A 13,631-nucleotide genomic window follows, 5' to 3' on the forward strand; every position below is an offset into this window, starting at 1 on the left:
TCCTTCTTCGACTGGGGGGCATCGGGTGGGGGGATCGGCGGACGGGGTGGCGGGAGGTCACACGGTGGCTGTCTCCGGGGCGGCCGTCTCCGGCGCGGTCGGCCGTGCCGGGTCGTCCTCCACCTCCTGCAGGAACGTCCAGTCCCACACGCTGAGCGGCGGGTTGATGCCCTGTCGGGCCGGCCGGGTCGTGCCGTTGGTGTCCGTGGCCGCGAGGATCTCCTTGAAGACCAGGTCGACGGCGACCGTGCCGACACGTTTGTCGGCGTCCCGCTGGAGGCAGACACCGGTACGGAGTTCCTGGAGGGCCGCGATGACCTTCTGGTCGTTCTCGGGGCGGCCCAGCAGCGGGGCCACCAGGGAGGCCTCCTGTGCGGACTTCTGCTTGAAGGCGAAGACCGTGTGGATCTGGTTGGCGCCACCGCTGCGGGCCTCGGAGTCCTCGATCTGCACGAGGTCGATGGCCTGCTGGGTGATCAGGACGGTGACCGCGAGATACGAGCGACCCTGCTTCAGGGCGCGGCGCATCAGGTCGCGGCCCGACTCCGTGGCCGTGACGACGTACGCCTCGTCCACGAACAGCGCCTTGGGGCGCAGGCCGATCTCGCCCGTCACCGGGTTCTTCTCGTAGCCGACGTCGAGCATCTGGCTGCCCAGCTCCACGACCGCCATCAGGGCCGTCGCCGCGAGGCGTTCCGCCGGGTTCCAGCTGCGCGGGTCGGAGGCCGCGGGCGACTGGAAGCCGCGGAGGGTGATGACCGTACGGCGCTTGCGCATGCTGGACAGCGACTGCGGGCGCTCGGCGAAGGCGAGCCGGGCGTAGGGGAGCGTGCGCAGCTCGGTGAGGAGCATCTGCGCGAGCTTCAGATCCTTCGCCGCCTCACGGTCGTTCGTCGCGATGGCGTGGTCGTACGCCGCCACGACCTCGTCGACCACCTGCCACAGCGTCGGCCGCGGTACCTGCGCGTCGGCGTCGCGTGCCGTCAGGCCCTGGTCGACCGCCTGGCGGATCGCGGAGTTGTAGCGGCCGATGACCGTGGCCATCCCCTCGATGACGGGGAGGCGTACGCGCTGGTAGTCCTCGTCGCCGAGGAAGCCGCGCAGCATCGACTCGGCGAGCAGGCGGCCCGCCGGGACGTCACGGGCGATGACCCAGGGGTCCAGCACGCCCGCCTGGCCCTTCAGGAGGTCGACGACCTCCGTCTCCGCCCAGAACTCCGGGTTGACCGGCTGGAACTTGCTCTGCGGAGTGCCGAGGAGGCCCTGTTCCGCGTCGCTCGCGAAGGCCGGGTCGTTCACCTGGGAGCCGAAGGCCAGGTAGTAGCAGAGCTGGGCGAAGTCGGTCTTGGGGTCGATGACCAGGCAACGGACGCCGGACTCGGACTCCTCGTAGAACTTCTGGAGGGCCAACGACGACTTTCCCCCACCCGAGGCGCCTACGATCGCCAGCCCACCGCCGTCATTCCGCGCCGGGCCCACGTGCAGCGAGTAGTGGACCGGCATCTTGCCCGCCCAGCCCACCAGGTTGCCGACCCAGCCGAGGCGCTTGCCGGAGCGATGCTCCGGGTTGTCACCCAACTCGGTGCCCGCCGTGGGGAGTCCGGCGCCGAGCTGCTCGACCTCCTGGAGGCGGATGTACGGCGCGATGGGCAACTTGGGTGCGTCGCCCGGAAGCTGGGACTGGAGCAGACGCCACTGCTGACGGGTCGGACGCAGCAGGGTGACCTTCAGGTCCTGCTTGAACTGCATCTCCAGGACGCGGCGGCGGCGTTCCAGCTCCTTGAGGTCCGGAGCCGAGATCGTGAAGCGGATCTGCGCCTCCATCCCCGGCATCTTGTGCTCCTCGATGTCGTCGACGAGTTCCTGGGCGCGGGTGACCTGGTGGGCCAGCTTGGTGTCCGGGCTGCGCCCGGAGTTGGCCATGTCGTTCATCTCGTCGACGAGGTTGCCGCGGATCTTGTCGGCGCGGTCCTTGAACTTCAGATACGGGATGAGCGTGAACCGCATGTCGATCTCGACGGGGAAGTCGACGTGCTGGGCCGCGTAGCGCGCCCACGCCGTCGACTGGCGGAAGCGGGTCTCCGCGGGCCAGTTGGCGGCGACGAGAGTGGTGGTGTAGCTGGTCTGCTGCTCGCCGGTGACCTCGTCGTACTGGTTGAGGACGATGTGTGTCTTGCGGTTCTCGCCGGAGAAGTCGACGACCAGGTCGAACGCGTTGGGGCCCCACGCGCGGGAGCCGAGCACCGGCTCGGGCGGCACGGGTAGGTCGCCGTGGAGGGGCTTGCGGATCAGCCAGACGAGTTCCTCGCGGGTGAGGGGGGTGCCGTGGAGGTTCTCCAGGCTCTCGTGAACCTCGGCCGCCACCTGCGTCCACTCGGCGACCACGGTCGGGGACAGGTACTCGTCCGCGACACCGGTGGCGGTGGCGGTCACCTGGTCGGCGGCGCCGCTCACGCCCTTGAGCAGACCGGCGTCGTCGTGCGGCTCGTCGTCCTGGGACATCACGCCCGTACCACCACCGGTGCGCTTCACCGAACCCAGCTTCACCAGCAGGATGTTGCGTTCCCGCTTGGCGCCGATGCGCTCCTGGTACTCGGCCTTGCGCAGGTTGTACGCCTTGTAGTTGTCGGTCGGGTCCCAGGCGACCGCGTTGAGGTCCTCCGCCCAGGTGAGCGCCGTGATCGGCTGGTACACCTTGCGGTAGTGGCACTCGACGTTGCGGTCGCCGCGGGCGAGGTTGAGCAGACCGCGGGGCGGGCCCTCGGCCATCGCCTGGAGTTCGCCGGCGTTCAGGTACTCGTCGATGGCGGTGGGCAGGACGAGGCCCGTCCACACCGAGTCGCCGTGGACGAAGATCATGTCGTCGGCGTAGCGGTAGGGGAGGCGGAGGTCCTCGCGGCGGGCGGAGGCCGAGGAGCCGGACGACTTGGAGCGGGAGGACGACGCACGATTGCCGCCCCCGCCCTGGCCCTGCTTCTTGCCCGACGAGGCGGCCATGATCATGGCGACCACGAAGAAGGCGGCCGCCCCGCCCAGAAGGATCATCATGAACATGGAGGAGTCACCCTGCGGTAATCGAGGTCGGTTTGCGGTGAGTCAGGGGCTGACCGGGGTGGTCAGCGGTGATGCGGCGGCGGTGGAGTCGGGTGGGGTGGTGCGGGCTCAGCGGTGCGCGGAGAACGCAGTGCCGCGTTCCGCCGCCGCCTGGCGTGCGGCGTCGTAACGGGCCTGCCAGCGTGGTGAACCCGGGGCCCAGAGGATGACCTGCCAGCGCAGTTCCTCCGGTTCCTGGTCGGCGGAGAGCCCCTGCAACCGCTTGGGCTGGAACCACCAGTCGGTCCACACCACCAGTTGCTGGCTCAGCGTGAGCGCCGAGGGAAGTGGCCGGCCCCAGACGAAGTAGACGGCGAACGGCGGCCCGAAGTAGAGGATCGACGTCCACATCGACATGCCGAGGAACGGCAGGAACGCGGACAGCGTGAACAGCGCGATGAGCCAGACCAGGCCGAAGCCGAAGGCCGCCCCCAGCGCGGGCAGCAACAGGCCGGGCAGCGGGATGTTGCCCCAGTTCCAGATCCGCTTGGGGCGGTTGACCAGATCGGTGTGGTCGTATGCGACCAGCGGCTCGGGTGCATCCTGGGCCATCGCGGCTGACTCCCCTCGTTACTAAGGCGGCTGACGGTGCGTCGGGCGTCAGTTGCCCTGGCCGCCCTCCCCGCCGCCGATCTGGCTGCCGAGGTCGATGAGCACGCCGGCGAGGCCGCTGGCACCACCGATGATCAGGGCGGCGAGCGCGATCATGCCGAAGCCCTGGAAGGCCTCGCGCATACCGTCGCCGCGCTTCATCGACAGCAGCATGCGGATGCCGAGGACGAGGAGGGCGATGACGGCGACCATCGTGCCCACGTTGGTGAGGATGTCCTGGATCTCTCCGAACATCGAATCCAGGGTGGCTGCCAGGTACACGGGTGGTTCCTCTCGATCAGGGAGTGCGAAGCGTTGTGGAGCGAGGGACGTGGTGCCGGTCAGGACTTGTCGGACTGCTTGTCCTTCGAGGACTGAGGAGACTTGGAGGCGGACGGTGAACCCGACGGCGAGACGGCATCGCCCTCGTCGGGCGCGGTGTCGTCGTCGGACGCCGCGTCCTCGTCCTCGTCGGGCGCGGCGGTCTCCTCGTCGACGTCGGCCCGGCCGCCCTCCGCGTCCAGCACACCGCCGCGGACGTCCTTGATGAACCAGCCCTGTGCCGTGCTCACCACGGTCATCCGGTACGAGCGGTTCACGGCCCCGCCCGCCGGGCCGGTCCACGCGACGACCACCCGGAGCTGTACGGCCTGTCCGTTGCCGTAGGTGTACGGGTCGGTGCCCTGGACGTTCGACGGCACCAGTGCGTCGACCTCGCTGACGGTGGGGTCGGTCAGCTCGCCGGACAGACCGGTGGTCGCGGCCTGCGAGGCGTCGGACGTGGTGAAACGGGCCATCGCCGTGGTGTCGGACGCGCCCCACGCCTCGAAGTAACCCGGCAGCACCTGCTCCCGCAGCTGGTCGGACAAGGTGTCGTCGACGACCTCGGCGTCCTGGTCGACCGGCGGCACGTCCGCGCGGGGCGGCAACGGCATCTGGCCGACGTCGCCCGCGACGCGCATGCCCTCGCCGGTCGCGAGGTCCTTCACATAGACGGGCACGGTGAGGGTGGTGAGCTTGCCGCCCTCGCTGCGGACCTGGACCCCCAGGTAGCGGCCGTTGTCGCCGTACTCGGGCAGCGTCTCGGCGGTTCCGTCCCAGGTGGCGGAGACGGCCTTGCTCGTTCCCTTGCCGTCCCAGCCGCACTCGCCGTCGACGCCGGCGGAGGTGTAACGGGCGAGGTCGTCGCGGCGCGCGGACGCGGTCTCGGGGGAGTACGTCATGCACAGCATCGCGTACTGCTCCGCGAACGTCGCCGCCTGCCGGGTCGGGAACTCGGTGAGTCGGTACTTGGCCGCGTCGGCGGGGTCGAGCCCGGCGGTCGCAGGAGTCGAGGACTTGCCGATGACCAGGCCCATCACACCGCAGGAGCCCAGCGCGAACACACAGGTGGTGATCAGCAGGGTGGCGCGGAGCGCGACATGCGTACTGCGCCCACCGGCGGGGATCCGGCCGCCGGGCTTGGGGACGTTGAAGTCGCGGGCGGGTGCGGGCCTGCCGGAGCCCTGGGCGGAAGTGGAAGGCCCGGCCGCGAGGGTGGCCGGGGCCGAGGCGGGGGCGGCGGCCGCGCCGGCGGCCCCGGTCCTGAGCGTCAGCGTGGAGTTGCCGGGAGTGGGAGCCTGGGGTGCGGTCGCAGGGCCGGGGGCGTGGGGCGCGGACGGGGCGACCGCGGCGGGTGCCGATGCCGAGCCGCCCTTCTTGCGCTGCTCCTTCGCCGCCTTCTTCTGCTCGTACGCGGCCTTGCGGGCCGCCCGCTCCCGCTCGCGCTTCTCCTTCTTCGACTCGCTCGCGGGGCGCGTCTCGCGCGGCGGCAGCGCCGGTACGGCGGCCTGCCCGGCCTGGGGCGTGTTGCGCACCCAGGCGGCGGCGACCTGCGCGCGGGCCGCGTCGGAGGGAAGCTGCTGCGGCTGGGGGTGGGAGGCCTGCGGGGTCGCCGGCTGGGCCTGGTGCGGGGCAGGGGGGTGCTGCCCCTGACCCTGCGCCTGCCATGCCTGCTGCTGGGGCTGTTGGGGAGGACCGAAGGACCCGGGCTGGCCGGAAGGCTGGCCTCCGCCGACCGCGCCAGCAGGGCTGTTGTGGTCTGTCATCGAGTCGGTTACTCCAGCGAGTCGGTTCCCCGTCCGCCTGGGCGGGTCACGACCGCACCGCACGACGGGCCCTGGCCCAGCCAGGTGCGCAGGCAGTGTGACAAAGACCTGTCACGGGACCGCCGCCACTTTCCTCGTCGGGAGACCAGGAATTCCCGCCGGTGCCGAGTTCGGGAAACCGGCCGGGAGAACCGTCAGGGACATGACGGGAAAGCGGGCTCGCTGTCCTGCCCCGCCTTGGGCCCACAATGCGCTGGGCACGTCTGCCGTACGCACGACGCCCGGAACCCCTGCATCCGATGGACCCGGCGAAGGACGAGAGTTGACCGACCACAACGGGCACCCGCAGCAGCCGCAGCCCGACCCGCGCACGTGGGACGTTCCCCAGCAGAGCGCCCCGGCCCAGCAGAACCCGCCGGTCCAGCAGGCGCCCGCTCCGGCTCCAGCCCCGGTACCGGCTCCCCAGGTCCCGCAGCCCCCTCAAGCCCCGCAGACTCCCCAGGTCTTCCAGGCCGACCAGGCCTGGGTCGACGGTTACGAGCCCGGCAACCCCTGGCAGGCGCGGCTGTGCATGGAGACGCCGTACGGCACCTTCACCTACCCCCTCACCCCGCACACGATCCCCGAACTCCTTGAGCAGATGGTCCTGGTGGCCCAGGAGCAGCAGGGGCTGCCGGTCGGTTTCGACGCCGACCCCGAGACCGGGGCGCCCGCGGAAGACGGCGTGGACGCCGACGAGGAGCAGCACGGGCAGGCCGCCGGTCTCCACGGCGGTCGCGCCGCCCGGCTGACCGGCTGGGCCCTCGTCCACGACCTGTGGGAACGAGAGGATCCGACGGCGCGGATCGTGATGGGCGCGGTGGTGGTCGTGCTGCTGTTCCTCGGCATCATCCTGACCTGACCGTCCGTCGCCCGGCCCCCACAGCAGCCCGCAGGAGTGGAGCGATGAGCGGTACCGAAACACCTTCCGAGCAGCCGGAGTTCTACTTCGCGGATGTCTACGTCTTCGTCTCCGACTACCTCGCCCAGATGGTCCGCCGCCGGGTCAACGGCTCGTCGGCGACCTGGTGCCCCAAGTGGTGGGAGCACCCAGAGGCCGGCGCCCGGCTCTCCGCGCTCTGGCTGGCCTGGGAACACCTGCGTCAGGACCCGGCGCTCGGCATGTCGACGTGGTGGCTCCACCACGCCGACCCGCATCTACGAGTGCTGATGGACGCCGACTCGGGCCCGTTCGCGGCGTGTTCACCCAAGGACGGGCACACGGCTTATCCGTTCGATCCGCTGCCGGTGGATCCGCGGCCGGAGTGACGGCCCCGCACACGTACTCGCGTGCCCTCGGCGCCCACGGAGAGATGGGTGTCTCGATACATCCGGTGACCTGGCCCATTGGGGATCCCCGCTACATCGCGTACGGCACCGCCGTGTAGTGGGCTCAGCCCGTCGAGGAGGAGTGACGCAGGGGCGTCGGCCGGGGCGGGTGCACCCGCCCGGTCCACCGGCCGGATTCCCACGCTGTCCCGACGCCGCCCCGTGGTTTCCCCGCCGGGAATTCCCCCGACACCCCTCCCCACACCTCCCCCTACCGTGTCCCGGTCACCCGTCGACCGCCGTACCGGCTCAGCACAAGGGGAGGCGCGGGAGCGTGGAGTTGCCTGAGGAGAACAAGCGCACAGGGCTGTTGGCCCTGGGAGTGCTCGGCGTTCTCCTGATCGCCGTCCTGACTGTGTTCACCGTGTTCGACGGAGACGACGGAAGCGACGAGAACGGTGGTTCGGCGGCCCCCACCGCCACTGCGGGCCAGAGCGGCGGGACGGGGGCGGGTGGACAGGACACCTCCGACTCCGACGAGGACACGGCGGGCGGGGGCAAAAGCGCGGCGACCGTCCCGATCGTCTCGGTCGCCGAAGCCGCCGAGGCCCACGAGGTCATGACGCGGTACATGGCCGGCATCAACACCTACGACCACACCGCCAAGTCGGCTGCCTGGCAGGCCCCGCTCCTCGACCTCACCGTGAAAGACGCGCGGATGAAGGAGCTGACCGTGCTGCCCACCGGCAAGGCGTGGGCCACCTGCCAGGCCGGACAGTGCACCTCGAAGGGCACCGCCGTCGTGGAGCGCGACGCGGTGATCTCGGACGACCTGGTGCGCGACAGCGGCCGTTCCATCTCCAGCCTGGTCGAGGTGAAGGCCACGCGCACCGAGGGCGGCGAGACCACCACTGAGTCGAACCAGTGGCTGGTCAGCGTCCAGGAGGTCAACGGCAAGTGGGTCGTCTCGGGATTCGACATCTTCGGCCTCGGTGACGTGGGCGCCTCCGACGACTCGGGGGCGTGACGCGCGATGGTTGCTCCGGCGGTACTGGCCGCCGCCGCCAAGGCGGCGAAGGTCGCCAAGGCGGCCAAGGCGGTGGCCCAGGCCAAGAACGGCTCGGGCGGCGGCAAGAAGAACGGCAACAAGAAGTGGCTGTGGATAGCCGCCGGCGTCGGTTTTCTGCCCCTGGCCGGGGTCGGCACCCTCGTCCTGGTCCTTCTCGGGTCGCTCCTCGGAGGTATGGGCGCGGGAGCCGCGGCGGCGGCCTGCGACGACTACGCCGACAACGCCGAGGCCGGTAACACCGACGACGCGGCGGCCACCAACCCGGTGATGCCGGCGGGCAAGATGTACATGCCGAGCACGACCGCGCGCAACGAGATCCCGCCGAAGATGATCCTCGCCTCGATGCGCGCCGCCGCCCGCTACGACGGCCTCGACTGGACGATGATCGCCGGGCAGATGTACCAGGAGACCAAGTACGGCCAGGACCCGTCGGCCGCGCCCGGCGGCGCCAACTCCCTCGGCTACATGGGCATCCTGCAGTTCGGGAAGCCGGCCTGGACGGACTACGGCGACGACGGCAACGGCGACGGCAAGAAGGACCTGTACAACATCGACGACGCGGCCTACGCAGCGGCCAACTTCCTGCACGCCAAGAAGGCGGAGACCCAGCCCTTCAAAGCCCTGCAGATCTACTCCGGTTCGTCCTCCTCCAACAGCATCTACCCGCGCGTCGTCCTCACCCAGTCCGCGCGCTACCGCGGGGTGCTCACCGGCGACAAGGACCTCATCAAGCGCTGGTACGCCCACCTGGCGGAGACGATCGAGAAGAACCCCGGCTTCCCCACCCTGGGCAAGCAGTCGGACATCCCGGAGCCGGTCGGCAACGGCGCCCAGCCCAGCCGGGCCCTCAGCATCGCCGCGACCCCGGCCCGCTCGTGGTCGACACCGCCGCTGGACGACGTCGGCGACGACACCACCACCGCGATGTCCCTGGCCGCGTACTCCACCGGTACGACGACCCTCGCCCTCCCCGCCGCCAAGCCCATACCCGGTGGCAAGGACTGGCAGTGGCCCATGAAGCAGGGCACGTACCAAATGGGTACGCCTTACCACAAGCAGGGCAATATGTGGAGCCTCGGCTACCACACCGGCCTCGACCTGACGGCCCCCACCGGCACTCCGATCTACGCCCCGGCCGACGGCAAGGTGGTGACCGCGGGCCCCGGCGGGTCGTACGGGAACATGACGAAGCTTCAGCACGCGGGCGGCGTCATCACGCTCTACGCTCACCAGACCTCGATCAAGGTGTCCGTCGGTCAGTCCGTCAAGCGCGGTGACCAGATCGGCACCATCGGCGCGACCGGCAACGTCACCGGCCCCCACCTGCACTGGGAGGTCCTCGTCCCGGGTGTCGACAACCCGTTCGTCGGGGGTCAGGACCAGGGCCCCGGCATGGTTGACCCCGCGGCGTGGATGGCGGGCCGGGTCGCCGCCAACCCCGACTACGGCACCGTCCCCGGCGACAGCGGCAGCGAGGGCCGGAACGCGCAGTACGAGGAGTGCGCCGAGGACAACGGCGGCGCCGCCGTCGCCCCCGACGGCGCCGGCGCCTCCGGTGTCCTCCCCGACTCCGACGACCCGGTCATCCGGGCGGTCCTCGGCTGGGCGCAGCGCGGCATCGGCGTCCCGTACGTGTACGGCGCGCCGCGTCTCCAGGGCCGCAACCCGACCAGCTTCGACTGCTCCAGCCTCACGCAGTGGGCGTACTACATGGCCAGCGACGGAAAGATCAACATCGGTGCCACGACCCGTGATCAGGAACCCCGGCTCCGCAAGTACGAGGTGTCGCTGTCCGAGGCGCAGCCCGGTGACCTGATCTTCTTCCGGCCCGAGGGCGGCGGCTTCTCCGGGCACGTGGGCATCGTCTGGGACCCCAAGACCAAGAAGATCATCCACGCCCCGCGTCCCGGCAAGTCCGTCTCCTTCAGTACCTGGGACGTCCAGGACGAGATCACCGGCGTCTACCGCGTGCCGATCCCGGCCGGCACGAACGCGGTCGAGGGCGACGGCAAGACCGGCACGGAGGACGCGTGAGACGCACCCCGTACACCCCGTACACCCCGTACTCATCCTCTCCCAGGCATCAAGGACCCCACGGAGCAAGCAAGTTGACGAAGACCCGTACGTTCCTGGTCGCCGGGACGATCCTGTCCCTCGGGCTCGTCACCGCCTGCGGCGCAGACACCGAGCCCGAGGACGCGGACGCCACCGGCAAGGCGAAGCCCAAGGCGTCCTCCTCCGCGAAGAAGGGGACGGGCCCGGCCTACGAGGGCGCCGAACTGCCCGGCCTGTCCGCGGAACCGGCATGGAGTCTGAACGGCCGAGGTCTCAAGGGCTGCGCCGACGACCCGGCCGAGGCCGCCGCCACCGAGGTCGTCAACTTCGACGCGCAGACCTGTGTGCTCGGGGACGCCGTGGTCCTGACCGAAGACCTGTCGGAGTCGTCCCCGGCAGAGACGACGGAGAGCCGCTTCCGGGCCCGCCTCTACAACCCGGCGACCGGCGAGGTCCGCCGGACCGTCGATGTCACGGTCCCGGCCGAGTGGCAGGGCGATCGCGACCGTGCCCTTGACCAGTTCATGCAGATCTCCGAGTGGAAGGACGGCTCCCCTGCGCTCCTGGTCGTCTCCGGTGACGTGGTCGAGGGCGACGGTCTGAAGAAGGCCTCGATCACCACGACGTACACCATGTACGCGCCGTCCGGGAAGGAACTGGGCAGCTCCACCCTCAGCGGTGAGGACGGCTCCGGTCTGACCGTCGAGGCGGGCCATCTGCTGACGAAGGAGGCGTACAAGAGCGACACATACACCCCCATCGGCGGCGGCGCCCCCGTCGAGGTCCGCGACCGGGGCATCGATCAGGCGCCGCTGGGTGCCGGGTTCGGCTACCGTGCCGTCTCGACCTGGTCCGTGGTCGACGGCAGCGGCAGCCGGCTGTCCGTCAGCGACCGCCTCACCGGCAAGGAACTGTGGAACCTGGAGGATGTCGACCGCCCGGCCGCCCTCACCGATGTCGAGGACTCCGACGATCTGAAGGTGCGACTCCTCCCGCTCACCGACGACAAGGGCATCCTCGCCTGGGAGCAGCCGGGCGACGACGCGGACGACGAGATCCTGACCGTCGTCGATCTCGGGACCGGCCGGCTGATCGCCGAAGGGCCGGAGCAGGACCTCGACCAGAAGTCCCGTGGCTGGGGCAGCACCGTCCTGTCTCCGGACGGCGGCACCGTGGTCACCCAGTTCGGCGGCGGTGCGGTCGCCTGGAACACGGAGACGGGCGCCGAGCTGTGGCGGCAGGAAGAGGACGAGCACATCATCACGCCCCTGGGGCTGACCGCCGGGGGCGTCCTCTACGGCTCCGTCGACACCATGGGGATCACCGCGCTGGAGCTGAAGACCAAGAAGGTCCTGGCCTCCGACCTCGCCCCGGATCCTGTTGCCAACCTGACCGCGGACGCCGAACCCCTCCAGTTCACGACGGACGGTTACGCGGTGCTGGCGCAGGCGGACCTCTTCGTCTTCGCCCCGGAAGGCAAGCAGTAGCCGCGGAAGAGAAGCCGTAGACGCGGCAGGCGCCGGGGCGACCGCAGCCCCGACCCCCACCCCCAGAAAGGACGGACCCGCGGGTGACCGCAGAACAGCAGAAGAAGCCCCGCGCCGAGGACGACTGGACGATGGAGATCGTCATCGTGGTCGCGATCGTGCTCCTGGGGGTCGTCGGGGCCTGGCTCGCGGCGAGGATCGGCGCGCCGTTCGCGGACGCGCCGGCGCCGGCGTCGAACCCGCTGACGTTCGTCGTCGCCATGGTCAAGGGCGACTACAACTGGCCGGGTTCACCGGCCAGCGCCGTCGCCGCGGGCGAGGCCGTGCTGCTCGGCATCCTGGGGACCGCCGCGTACCGGGTCGTCCAGCGGTTCAAGAAGAAGCCGAAGGTGGACGGGGCGGCGCGGCACCTCGCCAAGGGGGAGGAGCTGGGCAAGCTGACGATGAAGGGCGCGGCGGCCACGGCCGAGCGGCTCGGGGTGATGGCGCGGACCCCGGGCGTCTTCATCGGACGGTCCGTCAAGGGCAGGCAGCCGCTGTTCGGTTCGTACGAGGACATGCACGTCGACATCTGGGGGCCCAGGACCGGTAAGACGACCCGGCGGGCGGTCCCCGCCATCCTCGACGGGCCCGGCGCCGTCCTCGTCACCTCCAACAAGCGGGACATCGTGGACTCCACCCGCGGCCCCCGCTCCGCGCGCGGACCCGTCTGGGTCTTCGACCCGCAGCAGGTCGCCGCCGAGACACCGAGCTGGTGGTGGAACCCGCTGTCGTACGTCACCGACGTGGCCAAGGCCCGGAAGATGGCCGACCACTTCGCCAGCGGGTCCCGGGACGCGAACGCCTCCACGGACGCCTTCTTCGATCCGGCCGGCCAGGACCTGCTCGCCAACCTGCTGCTCGCCGCCGCCTGCGGCAAGATGCCGATCACGCAGCTCTACACCTGGCTGTCCAACCCCAAGGACGACACCCCCGAGCGGATCCTGCGCGGCGCCGGGCACGTCATGGCCGCCGACGGCCTGAACGGTGTCCTCACCGCCCCCGACAAGCAGCGCAGCGGCATCTACGGTGTCGCCCAGCAGATGGCGTCCTGCCTGGTCAACCCGGAGGTCAACCGCTGGGTGACGCCGCCCGCCGACCCGAACGCGCCCGAGTTCGACCCGCACGCGTTCGTCCGCACCGCCGGCACCCTGTACTCCCTCTCCCGCGAGGGCCGCGACTCCGCCGGGCCGCTCGTCACCGCGCTCACCGTCGCCGTCGTCGAGGCGGCCGAGGAGTACGCCACCACCCAGCGCGGCGGCCGCCTCGCGCTCCCCCTCGTCGGCGTCCTCGACGAGGCCGCCAACGTCTGCCGCTGGCGCACCCTGCCCGACCTGTACTCCCACTACGGCTCGCGCGGCATCATCCTCATGACCATCCTCCAGTCCTGGGCGCAGGGCATCGAGGTGTGGGGCGAGCGCGGCATGGAGAAGCTGTGGTCCGCCGCGAACATCCGGGTCTACGGCGGCGGTGTCTCCGACACCCGCTTCCTGGGCGACCTCAGCGAGCTGGCCGGCGAGTACGACCAGCGCGAGTACCAGGCGAGCCGCGAGTCGGAGTTCGGCGGCTGGAGCGGCAACCGCACGGTCAGTGAGTCCGTCAGCCGCCAACGCGTCCTCGGCGTCTCCGACCTCGGCGCCATGCCCCCGGGCCGCGCCCTCGTCCTCGCCTCCGGCACCAAGCCGGTCCTCGTCGAGACCATCCCGTGGTGGGAGGGCCCGTACGCCCGCGAGGTCCAGGAGTCGCTGCGGAAGTACGACCCCGGGGCGCGGTGAGTACGGCCCTGGCGCGCTGAGCGACCGGGCCCGGAGCACCCTGGCGGTGGTCCGGGCCCGGGAGTGTTTCCGCCCCCGAGGAGTACCTCGGCGACAACGCCTCTCCCGGGCCCATACGTTCACCTAC

Annotated in this window: 10 protein-coding genes; 6 read left to right on the forward strand and 4 right to left on the reverse strand. The window is 70.7% G+C overall.

The annotated features are described in order from the left end of the window. Positions 1–57: 57 nt before the first annotated feature. From OG272_RS27290 to OG272_RS27305, 4 genes are all read right to left on the reverse strand, one after another. Positions 58–3,054: an ATP-binding protein gene (locus OG272_RS27290; RefSeq protein WP_405895118.1), complete on the reverse strand. Its 2,997-nt coding sequence runs from the start codon at positions 3,052–3,054 to the stop codon at positions 58–60. Positions 3,055–3,162: 108 nt separating this feature from the next. Further along, positions 3,163–3,645, reverse strand: a complete 483-nt coding sequence (locus OG272_RS27295) for a hypothetical protein (protein WP_327728499.1) — start codon at positions 3,643–3,645, stop codon at positions 3,163–3,165. Positions 3,646–3,693: 48 nt separating this feature from the next. After that, complete coding sequence (locus OG272_RS27300; protein ID WP_327728498.1) at positions 3,694–3,966, reverse strand: TrbC/VirB2 family protein; 273 nt, start codon at positions 3,964–3,966, stop codon at positions 3,694–3,696. Between the two features lie 59 nt (positions 3,967–4,025). Next, complete coding sequence (locus OG272_RS27305) at positions 4,026–5,771, reverse strand: conjugal transfer protein (protein WP_327728497.1); 1,746 nt, start codon at positions 5,769–5,771, stop codon at positions 4,026–4,028. A 322-nt stretch (positions 5,772–6,093) separates the two neighbouring features. Between OG272_RS27305 and OG272_RS27310 the strand changes: the two genes are divergently transcribed. From OG272_RS27310 to OG272_RS27335, 6 genes are all read left to right on the forward strand, one after another. Beyond that, on the forward strand, positions 6,094–6,672 hold the full coding sequence (locus OG272_RS27310; protein ID WP_328223734.1) for a hypothetical protein: 579 nt from the start codon (positions 6,094–6,096) through the stop codon (positions 6,670–6,672). A 44-nt stretch (positions 6,673–6,716) separates the two neighbouring features. Next, complete coding sequence (locus tag OG272_RS27315; protein ID WP_327728495.1) at positions 6,717–7,079, forward strand: DUF4913 domain-containing protein; 363 nt, start codon at positions 6,717–6,719, stop codon at positions 7,077–7,079. 334 nt (positions 7,080–7,413) lie between these two features. Beyond that, complete coding sequence (locus tag OG272_RS27320; RefSeq protein WP_327728494.1) at positions 7,414–8,106, forward strand: hypothetical protein; 693 nt, start codon at positions 7,414–7,416, stop codon at positions 8,104–8,106. 6 nt (positions 8,107–8,112) lie between these two features. Further along, positions 8,113–10,182 carry a peptidoglycan DD-metalloendopeptidase family protein gene (locus OG272_RS27325; RefSeq protein ID WP_328223736.1) on the forward strand — a complete coding sequence of 690 codons (2,070 nt, stop codon included), beginning with the start codon at positions 8,113–8,115 and terminating at the stop codon, positions 10,180–10,182. 74 nt (positions 10,183–10,256) lie between these two features. Further along, positions 10,257–11,690 carry a PQQ-binding-like beta-propeller repeat protein gene (locus tag OG272_RS27330; protein ID WP_327728492.1) on the forward strand — a complete coding sequence of 478 codons (1,434 nt, stop codon included), beginning with the start codon at positions 10,257–10,259 and terminating at the stop codon, positions 11,688–11,690. Positions 11,691–11,773: 83 nt separating this feature from the next. Continuing rightward, positions 11,774–13,504, forward strand: a complete 1,731-nt coding sequence (locus tag OG272_RS27335) for a TraM recognition domain-containing protein (RefSeq protein ID WP_327728491.1) — start codon at positions 11,774–11,776, stop codon at positions 13,502–13,504. The last annotated feature ends 127 nt before the right edge of the window (positions 13,505–13,631 follow it).

The sequence above is a fragment of the Streptomyces sp. NBC_00104 genome (genome assembly GCF_045160825.1).
GTDB lineage: Bacteria > Actinomycetota > Actinomycetes > Streptomycetales > Streptomycetaceae > Streptomyces.